Origin of the sequence: Streptosporangium sp. NPDC049248, assembly GCF_040678965.1 — a bacterium.
Taxonomy (GTDB): Bacteria; Actinomycetota; Actinomycetes; order Streptosporangiales; family Streptosporangiaceae; genus Streptosporangium; species Streptosporangium fukuiense.
The window spans coordinates 78,118-96,932 of the sequence record NZ_JBFAQY010000025.1 but is presented as its reverse complement, the minus strand read 5'-3'; the positions used below and the strand labels follow the sequence as shown (position 1 = coordinate 96,932).

Sequence of the window (18,815 nt, the reverse complement as noted above, 5' to 3'; positions counted from 1 at the left end):
CGACGTGGGCCTGGCTCGCCTGCGCGGCGGGATGCCTCTCTGGCCGCGGCGTCGTCACCGGTCATCGCGGGAGCGAGGGCCTAGTCGACCTCGGCGCTGCCGTTGACGCGGAGCTTGCGGCGGGCGCGCTCGTAGAAGCTCGTGGTGCCGAGCCGGACCACCCACGCGGCGGCGCGCACCGCGGTGACGGTGAGCTCGTCCCCCGGCGACAGGTGCCCGCCCACCGCGCCGTCCACCTCCAGGGCCAGCCGGCCGCTCGCCGGCAGCAGGCCGAGCACGACCCGCTCGTCCGCCGACAGCACGAGGGCCCGGTTGAACGACGAGTGCGCCGCGGCCGGGACCACGAGGAAGCCCTCGACCGTCGGCGAGACGATGGGGCCGCCCGCGGAGAAGCTGTAGGCGGTCGACCCGGTGGGGGTCGCGACGATCACCGCGTCGGCCGCGTAACGCACGAAGGGGTGCCCCTCCACGGCGATCGACATCGCGGACAGCCCGTGGCCCGGTATCCGCACCAGGGCGATGTCGTTGAACGCGGTCACCGAGGTGCCGTCGGGCAGGGTGGCCCGCACCGCCATCCGGGGTTCGACCGTGTAGGCGTGGTCGTCGATGGCCGACAGCGCGAAGGGCAGCTCGTCGACGTCGATCTCGGCGAGGAACCCCAGCTTGCCGAGGTTGACGCCGAGGATCGGAGTCCGCCGCCCCGAGATGAGCCGCATGGTGCGCAGCATCGTGCCGTCGCCGCCGAGGCTGACGAGCAGGTCGGCGCGGTCGACCAGGGTGGCGCCGTCGACGGCCACCGCGCTGCAGTCGATGCGCCCGACCTCGTCGGGCAACCCGAGCACCGTGACGCTGCGGGCGCGGGCCCACTCCACGATTGTGTCGATGGCCACCTTCGAATCGCGCTGCGGGTGCAGCACCAGTCCCACGGTCTTGACCATCCCCATGGCTCACACTGTACGGCGATTCGCGGCCTGTCCCGCGCGGTGAGAACCCCGGCGAGCCGCCCGCGGCTCGCCGGTGCCCGGCGGGGACGGACCGGCTTCCAATCTGAACACACAGTGAAATGCCAGGAAAGATGGGTAGCCTGCCTGGGCATGAAGTGGCAGCGTAAGGCCAACGACGCCCTTGTCAGGCTCACCGGATTCCGGATTAACCGGGTAGGAAAAAACGGTTCGTCGGCGGACGTGAGGGCCCCTGTCGCGGAGGAGCCGTTCGGCCCGCCCGCCGACCCGAAGATCGACCGGCTGCTGGTGGCGCCGGTCTTCGTCCTCTCGCCGGTGAGGTCCGGCTCCACGCTGCTGAGGGCGATGCTCAACGCCCACTCCATGCTGCACGCCCCGCACGAGCCGCACGTGCGGAGGCTGAAAGTGGAGTTCGGCACCTCGCTGGCGGAGCGGGCGATGAAGGCCCTCGGCCACGACCGGGCCGACCTGGAACACCTGCTGTGGGATCGGGTGCTCCACCGCGAGCTGGTCAGGAGCGGCAAGACGTTCTTCGTGGACAAGACGCCGGCCAACGCCTTCGCCTACCGGCGCGTCGCCGCGTGCTGGCCGGACGCCAGATTCGTCTTCCTGCTGCGCCACCCGGCGTCCATCGCCAGGTCATGGTACGAGGCGGGGGCGGGCAGGCGGACGCCGGAGGAGGCGGCACTCGACGCCCTGCGTTACATGAAGGCGGTGCAGCGGGCGCGGGGGGCACTCAGCGGGTGCACCGTGCGCTACGAGGACCTGACCGCCGACCCCGAGGCCGAGGCACGCCGCGTCTGCGACTTCCTGGACGTTCCCTGGGAGCCGGCGATGCTGGCCTACGGCGAGCAGGCCGTGCTGGAGAAGGGGCTCGGCGACTGGAAGGACAAGATCCGGTCCGGGCGTGTGCAGCCCGGGCGCGACCTGCCGGGGCCGGAGGAGATACCCGACTCGCTCCGGCCGATGTGCGAGAGCTGGGGATATCTGCCGTCCGTCACGGAGACCGCATGACGGCGCCGGAGACCACGAGGATCCGCTACCTGCTGCTGCACGCGTACGGCATGGGCGGGACGATCCGCACGGTGATCAACCAGGCGAACGCGATGGCCGCGGCCGGCCACGAGGTCGAGATCGTCAGCGTGGTACGGCGGAGGGAGAGGCCCCAGTTCGAGATCGACCCGCGCATCCGTCTCCTGACGTTGTCGGACCAGCGTGAGGGCAGGCCCGTCGATTCCACCGGGCGGCGGGTGTGGCGGTGGATCCGGGGCAGGATCGTGCCCGCCGGCGAGTTCGCGGCCTCCTACTTCACCGAACGTGTGGAGCGGGCCGTCATCGACTACGTCTCCGCGCTCACCGACGGCGTCCTGGTGACCACCCGCCCCGCCCTGAACCTCATCTCGGCCCGCCGTGCTCCTGCCGGCATCGTCAAGGTCGGGCAGGAGCACATGAACCTGGCCACCCACTCCGAGGCGGTCCGCTCGGAGATCGGCCGCCACTACGGCAGGCTGGACGCGGTGGTCGTGCTCACCGAGACCGACAGGAGGGAGTACCAGGCGCTCCTGCCCACCACGCGCGTCGAGCGCATCCCCAACGCGGTCGGCTCCGTGCGCCGGACACCCTCCGGGAAAGACGACAGGCTCGTGGTCGCGGCCGGCCGGCTGGTCGCGCAGAAGGGCTTCGACCTGCTGATCCCCGCGTTCCGGCAGGTTGTGGACCGTCACCCGGACTGGCGGCTGCGCGTCTACGGCACCGGCAAGAAGAAAGGGCAGTTGCGCGCGCTCCTGAAGGAGCACCGGCTGGGTGACAACGTCACTCTGATGGGACGGACCGACCGCCTCGACGAGGAACTGGCCAGGGCCTCCTTCTACGTCCTCAGCTCGCGGTTCGAGGGGTTGCCGATGGTGATGATCGAGGCGATGACCCACGGGCTGCCCGTCGTGGCCTTCGACTGCCCGACCGGCCCGGCCGACGTGCTCACCCCCGAGGTCGACGGGCTGCTCGTCCCCTCCCGCGACGTCGACGCGCTGGCGGCGGCGATGATCCGGCTCATCGAGGACCGGGAGCTGCGGCGGCGGATGGGAGCGGCCGCGGCCGTCGCCGCGCACGACTACACCCCCGAAGTGGTCATGCCGCTCTGGGAGAAACTGTTCGCCGAACTGCTGGACCGAGGGCCGGAACAGTCGCGCTGACCCGATTTGCTGGCTTCTGCTGAATTTATGAAAAAATCAGCCTTTAATGCCTTCCGTAGCCCTACTGTGAGGGCGCCCGCAGGATGAAGGCGGCTGCTGATCGGTGGCGCTTCTTGGCGTTTTCCCTGTTCTGTTGGTAAGTGACGGATGCGCGCCTGAGGCGGGAAACATCGGCCGGCCTGGCGGCCAGGGGAATCGAGGCGGATCCGCGACCTGCCGGGACTCCGGTGCGGGCCGGGGGACGAAGAATAAGACATTCAATATTTTTCGGGCATTTGACGATGGAGTCTTTGTTCATTGTTGGCTCGATCGTATTCAATGCTTGACAATATATTTAAGGGCGACCCAAAATTGGGGCGTCCATGATGGCGGGTCGAATTCGGATCCGCGCGTCGGGAGGTCAGCATTTTGCCGTTTCTGTTGCGGTTGACTGACGTTTCCTCCTGATTGATTCATGTCTTCGCTTCCCCCGTTGGTACGAGCACGGATCGGTGGTGTGTGTTGTGACGGAGTTCGAGGCTGGCCGGTCGCAGCTGAGTCTGAGTACGGACGCCGCGCGTAACCTGGCGACGACGACCAAGTCGACTCCCCAGATGCAGGAGATCACCTCGCGGTGGCTGCTGCGGATGCTTCCCTGGACGCAGGTGTCGGGCGGCACCTACCGCGTCAACCGGAGGCTGACCTACACGATCGGCGACGGGCGGGTGAGCTTCACCAACGCCGGATCGCAGGTGGCGGTCATCCCCGCCGAGCTGTGCGAGCTGCCCCTGCTGCGCGGGTTCGACGACTCCGACACCCTCGACGCGCTGGCGGGCCGGTTCGTCCAGCGGGAGTTCCGGGCCGGCGACGTGCTCGCCGAGTCGGGGCAGCCGGCCGACGAGGTGGTGCTCATCGCGCACGGCAAGGTCAACAAGGTCGGCACCGGGCCGTACGGCGACGAGATCGTGCTGACGGTGCTGGCCGCGGGTGACCACTTCGGCGACGAGACGCTGGTCGGCACGGACGGCGAGTGGCCGTTCAGCGCGAGGGCGGTCACCAGCGGTACGGCGATGGTCCTGCCCCGGCACGCGTTCCTGGAACTGGCCGAGCGTTCCGAGGAGCTCCAGGCCCACCTGCGGCGGCGGGAGACCGCCACCAGCGGGCCGCAGAACAAGTACGGCGAGGCCGCCGTCGAGGTGGCCGCCGGGCATGCCGGAGAGGCCGACCTGCCGGGCACGTTCGTCGACTACGAGCTCAGCCCGCGCGAGTACCAGCTGAGCGTCGCGCAGACGGTCCTGCGGGTGCACAGCCGGGTGGCCGACCTCTACAACGACCCGATGGACCAGGTCGAGCAGCAGCTCCGGCTGACGATCGAGGTGCTGCGCGAGCGGCAGGAGCACGAGCTGATCAACAACCGCGAGTTCGGGCTGCTGCACAACGCCGACCTCAAGCAGCGGATTCACACCCGCAGCGGGCCGCCCACTCCCGACGACCTCGACGAACTGCTCAGCCGCCGCCGGAGCACGAGCTTCTTCCTGGCACACCCGCACGCCATCGCCGCCTTCGGCCGCGAGTGCAACGCGCGCGGGCTCTACCCGCAGGGCGTCGACGTCGGCGGTAGCGGGGTGCCCGCCTGGCGTGGCGTCCCCATCTTCTCCTGCAGCAAGATCCCCATCACCGACACCCGCACCACGTCGATCCTGGCCCTGCGCGTCGGCGAGGACAACCAGGGCGTCATCGGCCTGCACCAGACCGGCATCCCCGACGAGTACCAGCCCAGCCTTTCGGTCCGGTTCATGGGCATCAGCGAGAAGGCGATCATCTCCTACCTGGTCAGCGCCTACTACTCCGCGGCCGTTCTGGTGCCCGACGCGCTCGGCATCCTGGAAGACGTCGAGATCGGTCACTGAGACCGGGGCACCCGGTCCTGGCGGACGCGTTCTCCCCGGGCCCGCCCGGGCCCGGCACCTCGGCCGTTCTGGCCGCATCGCTTGTTGGAACGGCCGAGTGAGGAAAGCAGGCATGACGACCACTGAGATGAGGACGGACGGGCGGTCCGCGGACGAGGTGCTGACCTGGAGCCGGAACATGGTCGAGGCGACCCTGCGTCCGGCGATCGACACGCTGTCGGCCCCGATGAGGCGCATCGCCGGTTATCACTTCGGCTGGTGGGACGAGCGGGGCCGGCCGTCCACGGCCGGCGGGGGCAAGGCGCTCCGTCCCGCGCTGGCCCTGCTGTCGGCCGAGGCCGTGGGGGGTGCCGCGGCCCTGGCGCTTCGACCGGCGGCGGCGGTCGAGCTGGTGCACGACTTCTCCCTGCTGCACGACGACGTGATGGACGGTGACCGGACCCGCCGCCACCGTCCCACGGCCTGGGCCGTCTTCGGGATCAGCCCGGCCATCCTGGCCGGTGACGCGCTGCTGACGCTGGCCTTCGGCGTGCTCGCGACCGGCGGGCACGCGATCACCGCCGAGGCGACACGGGTCTTCGGCACCGCGGTCCAGGAACTGCTTGAGGGGCAGAGCGCGGACGTCGCGTTCGAGGGACGTCACGATGTCGGGCCGGCCGAGTGCCTGGGCATGGCGGCCGGCAAGACCGGTGCCCTGCTGGGGTGCGCCTGCGGGCTCGGCGCCCTGTTCGGGGGTGGCGGCCCGGAGCAGGTCGAGCACCTCACCGCCTTCGGCAGGGACCTGGGGCTGGCGTTCCAGCTCGTCGACGACCTGCTGGGCATCTGGGGAGATCCCGAGGTGACGGGCAAGCCGGCCCACTCGGATCTGCGCAGCCGGAAGAAGTCCATTCCGGTCGTCGCCGCCCTGACCTCGGGCACCCCCGCCGGGCATGAGCTGGCCGGTCTCTACCACCGGGAGCGGCCGCTCTCCGACGCCGACCTGGTCCGCGCGGCCGAGCTCGTCGAGACGGCAGGGGGGCGGGCCTGGACCCAGCGGGAGGCCGATGAGCTGCTCGCGCGGGCCCTGCGTCACCTGGGATCCGCGGGCGCGCTGCCCCGGCCCGCCGCCGAACTGGCCGCGCTCGCCCGTCTCGTCACCCGCCGCGACCGCTGACCGGGACCGTCACAGGTTCACGTCATCTGCCACGACCGTGCCGGAGCCGTTCCACGGTCCCGGCACGGTCGTGGCCGGGCCGGATGATCCCCGCGGGGCACCCGCGTCCGGATGGCCCCTGACGGCGCCCGCGGCTCAGACGAAGGCGCCGATACCGGTGATCGCCCGCCCCACGATCAGGCTGTTGATCTCGCGTGTCCCCTCGTACGAGTAGATCGCCTCGGAGTCGGCCACGAACCGGCCGACGTCGTAGTCGAGGACGATGCCGTTGCCGCCCAGGATCTCCCGCGCCCATCCCACGGCCTCGCGCATCCGTGCCGTGCAGAACGCCTTGGCCATGGCCGAGTGCTCGTCCTTGTAGACGCCCGCGTCCTGAAGTTGTGCCAGCCGCACCACCATGCCCAGCGAGCAGGTGACGTTGCCCAGCATCCGCACGAGCAGGTCCTGTACGAGCTGGAACCCCGCGATCGGCCGTCCGAACTGCTCACGTGTCTTGGCGTACTCCAGTGCGAGCTCGTAGGCGCCCATCATGCAGCCCACCGCCTGCCAGGCCACGCCTCCCCGGGTCTGCCGCAGGATCGTGGCGGTGTCACGGAAGCCGTTCGCCCTCTCCAGCCGGTTGATCTCCGGCACCAGGCAGTTGGTGAGCGTGATATCGGCGTTCTGCACGGTCCGCAGGGCTATCTTGTTCTCGATCTTCGTCGCGGCGAAGCCGGGCGTGCCCTTCTCCACCACGAATCCCTTGACCTGGCCGTCGGCCTCGTCCTTGGCCCAGACCACGATCAGGTCGGCGAAGGTCGCGTTGCCGATCCAGCGCTTGGCGCCGTTGAGCACCCACACGTCGCCCTCACGCCTGGCCGTCGTGCGCAGCCCCGCCGCGACGTCGGAACCCCCCTCGGGCTCGGTCAGCGCGAACGCCCCGATCTTCTCCATCGCCGCCATCGGCGGCAGCCACCGCTCCCGCTGCTCGTCCGACCCCAGCCGGTCGACGCTGCCCATCGCCAGGCCGTTGTGAACGCCGAAGAAAGTGCCCATGGACGGGTCCACCCGATTCATCTCCAGCACCACGAACCCGGTCAGCAGGCTCCGCGCACCCCGATAGGGCAGGCCCGCGATGTCGAGTTCGGCGAAATCGGGAATCACCTGGTGGGGAAAGTGCGCGTTGGTCCACGCCTCGTTCGCAATGGGTGCGATCTTGTTCGCCATGAACTCCCGCACCCGGAGCAGGATCTCCTTCTCGTGCTTCTCCAGTAGTTCGGAGTAGTCGTAGAAATCACCGGTCGTCATCGTCGCGGCTCCCCTCCGGTCGTCGTGCCTGCTCACCTGCCCAGGAGGTGGGGGATCAACCGGTGACACCACTCACAGACCACGGACCGGGGGTGTCCCTAACGAACCGTCAGAAGACGGCGGCGGAGGCCCGGGTCGCCCCGGGCCTCCGCGTCGGCTGCCGTCAGGCAGGACTACCGGTGGTAGCGGTAGCTGTACACGCGCACCCGGTCGGACCTGCTCCTGCTCTCGGAGAGGTCGTCGGTCCCGTCGAAGACCGCCCGGTACTCACCGCTCTTGGTGGCGCGGGCCCTGGCGTAGAACTCGCCCTTCCGGTTGGTGTCGTCGGCGGTCACGTACTTCCAGGCACTGGAGCCGTGCCTGCGGAAGTAGATCTCCACCTCCTCGCCCCGCACGTTCTTCCAGCGGTGGTCGTCGACCTGGAGACGACCGGTGAAGTAGACCCAGCGGCCCTTGCGGACGGCCTCGGGGCTGGCGGAGAACCGGTAGACGCGGGTCTCGGCCTTCTCCTTCTTCTCGTGCTTGACGGAGAAGTTGACCTGGTCGGTGACCTTCTTGCCGTCCTTGTCGTACGCGTCGGCGATCGCGACCCAGCGGCCCTCGAAGTCGGAGGCATCGAAGCTGGTCGTGAAACGCCACAGGTCGCCCTGGTGGAGGACCCGGGGCTCGCGCGCGTCCTGGGTGCGCAGCTGGTCGGAGACCGGCTTGAGGCGCAGTTCGACGCGCTCGGCCTCGGTGGTGCGGACCTCGATGGTGACCCTCGTGTCGTCGTCACCCTGCACGACGACCGGGTTGGGGTTGACGCTGTCGATGCGCACACTGAGGGCGACTCGCTCCGCGGAGGCCGTTCCGGCGGACATGAGCAGCGAGCCGCTCACGGCCGCGGAGAGCAGGCCGATGGCGATTCGTTTCATCAAGATTATTTCCTTTTCTCCCCGTTGTTGGAGGCAGCCGGGAGTGACCGCCTCCTCTCCATAAGACGGCCTAGAAGTAAGTGATGTTGCCCTAAATCGCAAAAAAAGTAGGTTTAAGTACCCGTAAGGTAATGCTTTTCTGCGGGAATAGCCAGGTCAATAGCTGATCGCCGGCACCCGAAAAAATTTCCAACAAAAGGAGATATGTCTGATTTGTCGGGAATAGGGGTCGCGGTGGCGTGTGGCGCCCTCCGGCCGGACCGGCTTTCGAATCAGACATATCGGGCATGGCATCGCGGCCGGTGAGGGCGGATAACGTTTAGGCATGAGTGCCACCATCGTCGCCAAGGATCTGGCCGCCGGACACGGCGACCGAGCGCTTTTCACCGGGCTCGACCTGGTGGTCGCCCCGGGCGACGTCGTCGGGCTGGTCGGGGTGAACGGCGCGGGGAAGTCCACCCTGATGCGGATCCTCGCCGGGCTGCTGCCACCCGAGCACGGTTCGGTAAGGCTCAGCCCGCCCTCGGCGTCGGTCGGCTACCTGCCGCAGGAGCGCGAGCGCCGGGCGGACGAGACGGTCGCGGACTTCCTGGCCCGCCGCACCGGGGTGGCCGCCGCGCAGCGCGCGCTGGACGCCGCGACCCAGGGGCTGGTCGAGGGCCGTCCGGATGCCGACGACGAGTACGCCGTGGGTCTGGAGCGCTGGCTCGCCCTGGGCGGTGCCGACCTGGAGGACCGCGCGGGGGAGGTGGTCGCCGAACTCGGCCTCGCCGTGGAGCTCGACCGGCCGATGACGGCGCTCTCCGGGGGGCAGGCGGCGCGGGCGGGCATGGCCTCCCTGCTGCTCAGCCGCTACGACGTCTTCCTGCTGGACGAGCCCACCAACGATCTCGACCTGGAGGGGCTGGAGCGGCTGGAACGCTTCGTCACCGGTCTGCGCGCCGGGACCGTCCTGGTCAGCCACGACCGCGAGTTCCTGGCCAGGACCGTGAACCGGGTCGTCGAGCTCGACCTCGCCCAGCAGTTGATCCGCCTGCACGGCGGTGGTTACGAGGTGTACCTCGCCGAGCGTGAGGTCGCCCGCCGGCACGCCCGCGACGAGTACGAGGAGTACGCCGGCACCGTCGCCGCCCTCAAGCAGCGCGCCGGGATCCAGCGTGCCTGGATGGAGAAGGGCGTCAAGAACGCGCGGCGCAAGGCGCCGGACAATGACAAGGTCGGCCGCAACTTCCGTACCGAGACGACCGAGAAGCAGGCCGCGAAGGCCCGCCAGACCGAGCGGATGATCGAGCGGCTGGAGGAGGTCGAGGAGCCCCGCAAGGAGTGGGAGCTCCGGATGGAGATCGCGGTCGCCCCCCGCTCCGGAGCCGTCGTCGCGACGCTGCGCGAGGCCGTGGTCCGGCGCGGCGCGTTCACCCTCGGCCCGGTGAACCTGCAGATCGGCTGGGCCGACCGGGTGGCGGTCACCGGTGCCAACGGCTCGGGCAAGTCCACGCTGCTCGCCGCGCTCCTGGGCCGGACCCCGCTTCAGGAGGGAGCCACCTCACTCGGTCCCGGCGTGGTCGTCGGCGAGGTGGACCAGGCGCGCGGGCTGTTCCTCGGTGACGAGCCCCTGGTGGACGCCTTCGGGGCCGCCGTGCCCGACATGGTCCCCGCCGAGGTCCGTACGCTACTGGCCAAGTTCGGGCTGCGCGCCGCGCATGTGCCGCGCCCGGCCGTCACCCTGTCGCCGGGGGAGCGGACCAGGGCGGCGCTGGCGCTGCTCCAGGCGCGCGGGGTGAACCTGCTCGTGCTCGACGAACCGACCAACCACCTGGATCTGGCCGCGATCGAACAGCTGGAGTCCGCGCTCGCCTCCTATCCCGGTACGCTGCTGCTGGTCACCCACGACCGCCGGATGCTGGACGCGGTGCACACCACCCGGCGCATCCACGTCGACGCCGGCCGGATCACCGAGAGCTGAACGGGACGGCTGCCGGCCCCTTGACTCTTGACGTAACTTTCGCAAGTTTACGCAAGTAATTGCTTCTCTTGCCTTATAGTTTCATCATGACGCGACGGCTTGCAGAAGTGGCCAAGAAGGTCGGGATGAGCGAGGCGACGGTCAGCCGCGTGCTCAACGGGAAGCCCGGGGTGTCCGAGGCGACCCGCGAGGCCGTTCTCACCGCGCTCGACGTGCTCGGCTACGAGCGGCCGACCCAGCTGCGGGGGGACAGGGCGAGGCTGGTCGGGCTCGTCCTCCCCGAGCTGCAGAATCCCATCTTTCCCGCTTTCGCCGAGGTGGTCGGCGGGGCGCTGGCCCAGCAGGGGTTCACCTCCGTGTTGTGCACCCGCACGCTGGGCGGCGTCTCCGAGGCGGAGTACGTCGACCTGCTGCTCCAGCAGCAGGTGTCGGGTGTGGTGTTCGCCGGGGGCCTGTTCGCCCAGGCGGACGCCTCGCACGAGCACTACGAGTTGCTGCGGGAGCGGCGCCTGCCGACCGTGCTGGTGAACGCCGCGGTCGCGCATCTCGCCTTCCCGCAGGTCTCCTGCGACGACGTGGCCGCCGCCGAGATGGCGCTGGGCCACCTGCGGTCGCTGGGCCACGAGCGGATCGGCATGGTGCTCGGCCCTCCCGATCACGTGCCCTCGCGGCGCAAGCTGGACGCGGCGGGGCTCGACCCGGAGTTCGTGGAGCACACCATGTTCTCCCTGGAAGGCGGGCACGCGGCGACGGCGAGACTGATCCGCAAGGGCGTGACCGGCGTCATCTGCGCCAGCGACGTGATGGCTCTGGGGGCGATCAGGGCGGCCCGCAGGGCGGGACTCTCCGTGCCCGGTGACGTCTCGGTGATCGGCTATGACGACTCGGCGCTGATGAACTGCACGGACCCGCCGCTGACCACGCTGCGCCAGCCGATCGACGCGATGGGGCGCGCGGTCGTCGATCTGCTCGCGGCCCAGATCGACAAGGCGCTGGTCCCGGCCGACGAGCTGCTGTTCGAGCCCGAACTGGTGGTCAGGGCCTCGACCGGCCCGGTGAAACGCTGAGGGAACCCGCCGTTTCGACAATCTTTTGTTGCTGGTTTTCTTTTTTGTGTCAAAGGGTTGCGGGAGAGTGCTTCAAAACAGGAATTCAGTGTTTGGGAATTTCTGAAATTTGCACTTCAAGCGTTCGTCTCCACTGCCGATCGGCCCATCGGAGGGCGATGCGCTCACTCTGGGGCGTCGTGGGGCTTGTCTGGCACTTTGGTGGTTACCCGGCCATCTACGGGCCGCCCTTTTACCGTTTCGGCCACGCTGCGTAGTTGTTGATCTCTTAAGGTGATCGCAGCGGGTGTGGAAGATCCATTACTTGCTCATCCCCCCGAAGACTCCGTCATTCGGAAGGAAGAGACCTTGGGTAAGAGATTCGCCGCACTCACCTCGGCGGGGGCGGGCGCCTTGCTGTTCATCCTGGCGGCACCGGCGGTGGCGGCCCCCAGCGCCGACACCATCGTCACGTTCACCGTGTCGGCGGGAAGCCTGGACATCACCGCGCCGAACGGTCCGATCGACATCGGGTCCGCCGCTCCCGCCGGTTCGCTCACCGGGCAGATCGGCCTGGTGACGGTCTCCGACACTCGTGGTGGGGCCACCTCGAACTGGACCGCCTCGGTGTTCGCGACGGACTTCACCGTCGGCGCCCTGAACGTTCCCTTCGCCGCGGTGCAGTACTGGTCCGGCCCGGCGAGCGCCACCACCGGCGGCGGCACCTTCACTCCCGGCCAGCTCACGGCAGGCGACGCCGTCCCTCTGGCCGGTACGACGGAGACCGCCGTGACGGCCTTCAGTCACGCCGGGGGCACCGGCGGCAGCACGGCCACCTGGAACCCCAGTCTGATCGTCAACGTCCCCATCACGGCCGAGGTGGGCGCCTACAGCGGGACGGTGACACATCAGGTGGCATAACCGGCTCGCTGGAGCGTTCATGCCGACGCTGCTGGCCGCGCTGTTCTCCAGCGCGGCCGGTGCGAGCCCGAGCACCGCCGACCCCCGGGGCACGATCGGCATCCGCCTCCTGGAGGCGCCGGTCAGTCACCGCAACGACCCACGCGCGCTCTCCTACATCGTCGACCATCTCCGTCCGGGCACCACCATCCAGCGAAAGCTGGAGGTTTCCAACACCTCCAGGAGGACCCAGCGGATCCGCCTGTATCCGGCCGGTGCCGACATCGTGCGGAACACTTTCAGCGCGCCGCCGGGCCAGGTCCGGAACGAGCTGGCGAGCTGGATATCACTCGACCGCCCCTCGATCGACGTGGCACCGGGCGGCAAGGAGGTCGCGCAAGTAAAGATCACAGTGCCGCCCGCCGCCTCGCGTGGCGAGCGGTACGGAGTCGTCTGGGCGGAGAGCATGGCCGAACCCGACGCGACCAACCCCGTGCGCGTCATCAATCGGGTCGGGATCCGCGTCTACCTCGACATCGGGAACGGCGGCGATCCGCCCTCGGACTTCCGGATCGAGAATCTGACCCCCAAGCGCGGTACGGACGGCAGCCCGCAGGTGGCGGTACTGGTCCGTAACACCGGTGAGCGGACGCTGGACATGAGCGGGACACTGTCGCTGTCGGACGGACCGAGTGGCCTGCAGACCGGGCCCTTCCCCGCGGACCTGGGAGTCACGCTGCTGCCGGGGGCCGCCGCTCCGGTGATCGTGACCCTGGACCCGCAGGTGCCGGCGGGGCCCTGGAAGGCGAGGCTGACCCTGATGAGCGGCATGGTGAAACGGGCGGTCACCGCCACCATCACCTTTCCCGCGACGGGCACGGGCCCGCCCGTCACGCCCGACCAGGACTACCTGCCCATGGCGGGGCTGATCGCGGGACTGGTCGTGCTGCCCGCGACGGCACTCGGATTCATGGCGCGCCGCAGGCGCCGGTCCGCCTCCCCGGTGAGCTGACGTTCCCGCCGGGGAGGCGTCCGGCGCCGGTCACTTCGCGACGTAGAGGACCTTCCAGGTGCCCGCGTACAGGCAGTTCAGCGAGGGCTTGGTGGCCTTGGCCTCCGAACAGACCTTCAGTTCGAGCTGGTAGAGGTCGCGCTGGGTGAAGGTGAACGACTTCGGGGTGCCGTACGAGCAGTCGACGACACTGCGGTGCTTGAACGGCAGGTTCCCGTCCGCGGTCCGGTAGGTGAGGCGGAAGACCGCCCAGCCGCAGGAGGACCCCCTGGTCAGGTCGTAGACCTTGCCGGAGATCCGGCTCGTCGCGGCGGCCGGGATGTCGGCGTGGTCCTCGCCGGAGACCGTCAGCGAGCCGTGCGTCTTGGCCTTCCGGCCGGGAGCGTACTTGACGCCCCACTGGATGGTGCGCTGGGTGGCGCTCTCCGCGGCCGTCGTGCCCTCGCCGGCCGGGCCGGTCGCGGCCTGGGCGGCCACCGGAGTGATCGATATGAGCGCGGCGGCGAGGGCGAGTCCTGTCAGGGAACGGGTGATCGTCATGGGAGGGGTTCCTTTCCGGCTGCGATGCCCACAGTCTGAGACGAGGTGCTTTCAACCGGGTTGACCGCCATCTGCAAGCGAGTATCAGCCGCCTGTCGGAGGGAAGGGGACCGGCAGGAGGTGCGTACATGGAAGCGCTGGGAATCGACATCGGCGGGTCGGGGATCAAGGGCGCGCCGGTGGACGTCGCCACGGGGCGGCTGACGCGAGAGCGGTTGCGCGTTCCCACACCGAAGCCCGCCAAGCCCAGAGCGGTGGCCGAAGTGGTGGTGCGGATCGTCCGGCACTTCGGCTGGGACGGGCCGGTGGGCGTGACCTTTCCTGGAGTCGTGGTCGACGGGGTCGCCGGCTCGGCCGCCAACGTGGACAAGGACTGGATCGGCACGAACGTGCGAGAGCTGTTCTCCGCGGAGACCGGCCTGCCGACGACGGTGCTCAACGACGCCGACGCGGCGGGCCTGGCCGAGGTGGAGGCGGGGGCGGCCAGGGGCAGACCGGGGGTGGTCATGCTGCTGACCTTCGGCACCGGGATCGGCAGTGCCCTGCTCATGGACGGCCGTCTGGTGCCCAACACCGAGCTCGGCCACCTGGAGATCAGGGGCAAGGAGGCGGAGAAGCGTGCCTCCGACCACGCACGGGAGGCACACGACCTCGGCTGGGACGAGTGGGCCGACCGGGTGGCCGAGTATCTCGAACACCTTGAGGTGCTCTTCTCTCCCTCGCTGTTCGTCATCGGCGGAGGGGTCAGCAGGAAGGCCGACAGGTTCCTGCCCCGGATCAGGATACGCACCCCGATCGTCCCCGCGGCCCTCCAGAACGAGGCGGGCATCGTGGGCGCGGCCCTGGCGGCCTCGCGGAAGCAGTCGTCGGGATGACGGCAGGCACGCGGCCGGAGTCTCGGCCGGGCGGCTTCCGCGACGCGGTCGGCGCTACAGGTGGTGGGCGGCGATCGTGCGGGGCACCTGGTTCTCGGTGCCGGGCGGCACGATCACGAATTGCCCCATCATGCCGGAGTCCTCGTGCCGGAGGATGTGGCAGTGATACATGTACGGCGTCCCCGGGTCCGTGAACCGCCCGAACTGGACGGCCAGCCGCACCGTGCTCTTCGACGGCACGTACACCGTGTCCTTGTGCCCGCTCGCATACCCCGCCGGCTTCTGCCCATCCACGTCGAGCACCTGAAACGCCACCTCGTGAATATGAAAGTTATGGGGGTAAACGGTGTTCTCAACCTCCCAAATCTCGACGGCCCCGGCCGGAACCACCTCGTCGATGCGCGACATATCCATCTCCTTGCCGTTGATCGCATCGTGCCCGTTGAGCCGGAATCGCCGTACCGTGGCATTCGACGGCACCACGATCGGCGCGGGCGCGCCGGCCAGGCGGCCGGGCAGCCGGGGAGAGGCGGTCAGCCTCGGCGCCGCGACAATCTTCAAAAGGTCGAAGTCGCCCTCGTCGATGTCGTCGGAGCCCGAGACCGTACGCAGCAGAACCTGCTCCCCGGCGGTGAAGGCCACGACGACCTCCACCCGCTCACCCGGCGTGAGCGAGACCCGCTCCACCTCGACCGGAGCGGCCAGCAGCCCGGCATCGCCGCCGACCACGTGAAACGAGCGGCCGTCGGCGAACGTCAGGTGATACATCCGCGCGTTCGACCCGTTGAGGATCCGGAACCGCACCCGCTCGGTCCCCACGTTCAGAAAACCCCTGTGTGTGCCGTTGACCAGCATGTGGTCACCCAGGATGCCGAAGGTGCCCTTCAACGGGTCACCGGTCGGCGAGCCGTCCTCCGCGAGGTTCTTGTCCTGCAGGATGAGAGGAATGTCATCGACCCCATATCGCGAGGGAAGCCCCGCCTCGCCCCGGTCGTCATCGACGATGAACATGCCGGCGAGGCCCCGGTAGACGTGTCTGGCGGTCTGACCGTGCGGGTGCGGGTGGTACCAGGACGTGGCGGCGGGCTGGTCAATGGTCCAGTGCGGGTTCCAGGTCGCGCCCGGTTCGATCGGCTGGTGCGGACCGCCGTCCATTTTCGCGGGCAGCCGCATCCCGTGCCAGTGCACGGTGCTGACTTCGTCCAGCCGGTTGGTGACCGTCATCCGGATCTCGTCGCCGCGGGCCGCCCGGATCGTCGGCCCGAGGAGCGGGCCGTTGAACCCCCAGGTCTCGACCGGCCTGCCGGGCAGGAACTCGCTCAGGCCGCGCCGCATCGTCAGCGTGAATCTCCGCGTCCCGTCCTTGTCCACCTTGGGGTCGAGCAGAGGTGGAACGCGCAACTCGGTGCGGAAGGTGGTCGGATCGCTCGCGGAGGCGGAGCCGCAGGCCGAGGCGAGGCCCGAGAGCGCGGCGGCCGCGAGGAACTGTCGACGGTTCATGGTCCCCGGTTGGTCTGTCGTGTCGGTGTGGCGGACCAACTGTGCGGCACCGGGCGCTTGCCCGCACAGTCGCCGGGGTCACCTTGTGGGCGTGAGATTCTCATGATCGACCGGGGTGCGGGCGAGGAGTTCGAAGCGGTCGCCGGTCCGGGTGGTGGTGAGCTCGCCGCCGACGGCGGCCAGGCGGGCGCGCAGACTGCGCAGTCCCGTGCCGGGCTCGTCGGACACGGAGTCGGACACGGAGTTGGAAACGGGGGCGGCGCGGTCGTTGGCCACGCGCAGCCGTACGCGGCCGTCCTCGACGGCGATCTCGATCACGCACTCGTACGGGGTGCTGTGCCGGAGCACGTTGGTGACCGCCTCGCGCAGCACCACCGCGAGCACGGGCTCGGCCGGCCCGGTCACGGGAGCGGCGTCGATCCGTACGGTGGCTCCCGCCGACTCCAGCACGGCTCTGGCGGAGTCGGTCTCCGCGGCCAGCGACAGGCGCCGGTCCGGTGCGCTCAGCCGGGCGGTGTCCGAGAGCGCGGTCCGCGCCGACTCCGTCACCCGTTCGAGCTGTTCCGCCGCCCTGCCGGGATCCGTGCCGAGCAGCCGCAGTGCGAGCTCGCCGTGCAGGACGATCGCGGTGAGGCCGCGGCCGAGCAGGTCGTGGACGTCTCTGCCCACCTGGAGCCGTTCGCGCAGGGCGGCCACCTCGACGAGCTCGGCCCGGGTCTTCCTGAGCTCGGTGACGAGGGCGGCCAGCCGGGTCAGTCCGTAGACCGTCAGGGCGGTGGCGAGGGTGCTGCAGAGCTGGTACGCGGCGACGCCCGGGCCCCGGGTGGACCAGGCCTCGAGGGCGGCGATGCCGCAGATCGCCATGGACAGCGGCCATGACACCGGCGTCCGCAGGTAGAGCAGGACGACCCCGGCGAAGAACCCCGACACGACGAGCCCGGACGCGTTCCCCTGCAGGAGCGGCGCGTGAATGGTGAGCGCCTGAGCGGCCAGCGTCCAGGCAGGCCCCCTGGGCCGGGTGCCCGCGCGCAGTGCGGCCAGGTGCCAGAACTGCAGACCGAAGGTCACGGGCAGCAGGACCAGGTAGCCGGCGTCTCCGGAGCCGGGATCGAGCCCCTCGTCGGCGACGAAGTTGAACAGCGACTGCCCGATGAACAGCACGTGCGTGATGACGAGGATCGGCGTGGCCAGCCGGAGGATCCGCGTGTCGTCGTCGCGGGACGGGACCGGGATCGCCTCTTCGACGGCCGGCAGGGATCGGACCCGCTCCAGGGCCTCCCGCGCGACGGCGACGGCCCGGCGGATCGCTCCTCGCGCCGCCTCCGCGTCATGTTCGCGCCGGGCCCTCCGGGCCAGCCGCTCGACGGCGGACACGCTGCTCACGACCAGGCCGTGGACGTACCCCCACAGCCGTAGCCGCTCGACCTCTCCGGCCCTGGCGGCCAGCTCCGACCGCTCCCGCCGGACCCGGTCCAGCAGGTCGGTGAGGCGGCTGAGACCGTACAGCATCAGGCCGACGTTGAGGGGGGCGACGACCGCGTAGTAGACCTGCACGGGCGCCAGGTCCAGCGCGACCGCCAGGGTGCCCTCGACGAGCGCGATCAACCCGAAGAGCGACCATGCCCAGGGACCGCTCACCACGAGCAGGACCGAGGCGGCGACGAACCCCGAGCCGCCGGCTCGCCAGCTCTCGGCCTCGGCCAGCAGGGGCAGGTAGTTCAGCACGGCCTGCGCCGGCAGGAGCACGGGGGCCGGGCGCCGCCCGCCTCGGAGCGAGATCGGCAACTGGAGCGCGGCGACGGCGATGACGCTCGCCACGGTCAGCGGGCCGGACGTGGTCTCGCCGAGGTGGAAGGTCACTCGCAGCAGGCACAGCAGGCAGATGAACCCGGCGAGCAGGCGGGCCGGGCTCAGAGCCAACCGGCGCCCTGGGCGATCCGTACGGCGTGCAGCCGGTTGCGGGCGTGCAGCGTGGCGACGATCGCGGTGAGGTGGTTGCGTACGGTGCCGGCGGACAGGAACAGCGCCTCGGCGATCTGCTCCACGTCCTCGCCGTCGGAGAACCTCCGCAGCACCTCCAGCTCGCGCGGCTTGAGCGGGCTCTCGGCCGCCTCCAGCGCGGCCACGGCGAGCTGGGGATCGACCACCCGCTCGCCCGCCGCGACCTTTCTGATCGCGTCGGCGAGCTGGTCCGGCGGGGCGTCCTTGAGCATGAACCCGGACGCCCGCCCGGCGAACGCCTTGCGGACGTTCGCCGGGCGGGCGAAGCCGGTGACGATCAGCACCCGGCATCGCGGCAGTCTTCTGCGCAGCTCGGCCGCGGCGGTGAGCCCGTCGACGCCGGGTAGCTCGACATCGATCACGGCCACGTCCGGCTCATGCTCCAGCGCCATGGGCACGATCTCGTTGCCGGTGGCGGCCTCCGCGACCACCTGGATGTCGGGTTCGAGCCGGAGCAGCGCGACCAGTGCCCCGCGGACCATGTGCATGTCCTCGGCGAGCAGAATCCGGATCATCCATCGCCCCTACCGTCAGGATTCCAGCTGCGCCTCCCATTTCTACCATCTCTGGAGATTTTCATT

The 18,815-nt window shown here is 69.8% G+C and carries 16 protein-coding genes; 9 read left to right on the top strand and 7 right to left on the bottom strand.

From position 1 onward, the window contains the following. Window positions 1-80 precede the first annotated feature (80 nt). The gene (locus AB0K21_RS33690; protein WP_343961991.1) at window positions 81-944 is read right to left on the bottom strand and encodes an NAD(+)/NADH kinase; all 864 of its coding nucleotides are present in this window, start codon (window positions 942-944) and stop codon (window positions 81-83) included. 150 nt (window positions 945-1,094) lie between these two features. Here AB0K21_RS33690 and AB0K21_RS33685 point away from each other — a divergent pair, with 150 nt between their 5' ends. The 4 genes from AB0K21_RS33685 to AB0K21_RS33670 all read left to right on the top strand — a co-directional run bounded on the left by AB0K21_RS33685 (window position 1,095) and on the right by AB0K21_RS33670 (window position 6,196). After that, window positions 1,095-1,976 carry a sulfotransferase gene (locus AB0K21_RS33685; RefSeq protein ID WP_364155711.1) on the top strand — a complete coding sequence of 294 codons (882 nt, stop codon included), beginning with the start codon at window positions 1,095-1,097 and terminating at the stop codon, window positions 1,974-1,976. Then, window positions 1,973-3,154, top strand: a complete 1,182-nt coding sequence (locus tag AB0K21_RS33680) for a glycosyltransferase family 4 protein (protein ID WP_364155709.1) — start codon at window positions 1,973-1,975, stop codon at window positions 3,152-3,154. Before AB0K21_RS33685 ends, AB0K21_RS33680 begins: the two co-directional genes overlap by 4 nt. Before the next feature lie 503 nt (window positions 3,155-3,657). Beyond that, window positions 3,658-5,043, top strand: coding sequence for a family 2B encapsulin nanocompartment shell protein (locus AB0K21_RS33675; protein ID WP_343961997.1), 1,386 nt, complete (start codon window positions 3,658-3,660; stop codon window positions 5,041-5,043). A gap of 112 nt (window positions 5,044-5,155) precedes the next feature. Next, on the top strand, window positions 5,156-6,196 hold the full coding sequence (locus tag AB0K21_RS33670; RefSeq protein ID WP_343962000.1) for a family 2 encapsulin nanocompartment cargo protein polyprenyl transferase: 1,041 nt from the start codon (window positions 5,156-5,158) through the stop codon (window positions 6,194-6,196). Between the two features lie 135 nt (window positions 6,197-6,331). Here AB0K21_RS33670 and AB0K21_RS33665 read toward each other — a convergent pair whose 3' ends face one another. Continuing rightward, window positions 6,332-7,483: an acyl-CoA dehydrogenase family protein gene (locus AB0K21_RS33665; RefSeq protein WP_343962003.1), complete on the bottom strand. Its 1,152-nt coding sequence runs from the start codon at window positions 7,481-7,483 to the stop codon at window positions 6,332-6,334. Window positions 7,484-7,656: 173 nt separating this feature from the next. Beyond that, the gene (locus tag AB0K21_RS33660; RefSeq protein WP_343962005.1) at window positions 7,657-8,397 is read right to left on the bottom strand and encodes a hypothetical protein; all 741 of its coding nucleotides are present in this window, start codon (window positions 8,395-8,397) and stop codon (window positions 7,657-7,659) included. A gap of 325 nt (window positions 8,398-8,722) precedes the next feature. On the opposite strand from AB0K21_RS33660, the gene AB0K21_RS33655 reads away from it, so the two are divergent. From AB0K21_RS33655 to AB0K21_RS33640, 4 genes are all read left to right on the top strand, one after another. Next, window positions 8,723-10,360: an ABC-F family ATP-binding cassette domain-containing protein gene (locus AB0K21_RS33655; RefSeq protein WP_364155705.1), complete on the top strand. Its 1,638-nt coding sequence runs from the start codon at window positions 8,723-8,725 to the stop codon at window positions 10,358-10,360. Between the two features lie 86 nt (window positions 10,361-10,446). Further along, window positions 10,447-11,427 carry a LacI family DNA-binding transcriptional regulator gene (locus AB0K21_RS33650; protein WP_030918816.1) on the top strand — a complete coding sequence of 327 codons (981 nt, stop codon included), beginning with the start codon at window positions 10,447-10,449 and terminating at the stop codon, window positions 11,425-11,427. A gap of 348 nt (window positions 11,428-11,775) precedes the next feature. Then, window positions 11,776-12,327 carry a hypothetical protein gene (locus AB0K21_RS33645; protein ID WP_364155703.1) on the top strand — a complete coding sequence of 184 codons (552 nt, stop codon included), beginning with the start codon at window positions 11,776-11,778 and terminating at the stop codon, window positions 12,325-12,327. A gap of 19 nt (window positions 12,328-12,346) precedes the next feature. Continuing rightward, window positions 12,347-13,318: a hypothetical protein gene (locus AB0K21_RS33640; RefSeq protein WP_364155701.1), complete on the top strand. Its 972-nt coding sequence runs from the start codon at window positions 12,347-12,349 to the stop codon at window positions 13,316-13,318. 30 nt (window positions 13,319-13,348) lie between these two features. Here AB0K21_RS33640 and AB0K21_RS33635 read toward each other — a convergent pair whose 3' ends face one another. After that, window positions 13,349-13,858, bottom strand: coding sequence for a hypothetical protein (locus tag AB0K21_RS33635; protein ID WP_364155699.1), 510 nt, complete (start codon window positions 13,856-13,858; stop codon window positions 13,349-13,351). A 128-nt stretch (window positions 13,859-13,986) separates the two neighbouring features. On the opposite strand from AB0K21_RS33635, the gene ppgK reads away from it, so the two are divergent. Continuing rightward, window positions 13,987-14,733: a polyphosphate--glucose phosphotransferase gene (gene ppgK / locus AB0K21_RS33630; RefSeq protein WP_364155697.1), complete on the top strand. Its 747-nt coding sequence runs from the start codon at window positions 13,987-13,989 to the stop codon at window positions 14,731-14,733. 54 nt (window positions 14,734-14,787) lie between these two features. Here the strand turns inward: ppgK and AB0K21_RS33625 are convergent, their stop codons facing one another. The 3 genes from AB0K21_RS33625 to AB0K21_RS33615 form a co-directional block, all read right to left on the bottom strand. Then, window positions 14,788-16,233: a multicopper oxidase domain-containing protein gene (locus tag AB0K21_RS33625; protein WP_364155695.1), complete on the bottom strand. Its 1,446-nt coding sequence runs from the start codon at window positions 16,231-16,233 to the stop codon at window positions 14,788-14,790. Window positions 16,234-16,311: 78 nt separating this feature from the next. Then, window positions 16,312-18,153, bottom strand: coding sequence for a histidine kinase (locus tag AB0K21_RS33620; protein ID WP_364155693.1), 1,842 nt, complete (start codon window positions 18,151-18,153; stop codon window positions 16,312-16,314). Then, a complete protein-coding gene (locus tag AB0K21_RS33615) occupies window positions 18,144-18,749 on the bottom strand; it encodes a response regulator transcription factor (protein ID WP_343962023.1) in 606 nt (201 codons plus the stop codon). Before AB0K21_RS33615 ends, AB0K21_RS33620 begins: the two co-directional genes overlap by 10 nt. Window positions 18,750-18,815 lie beyond the last annotated feature (66 nt).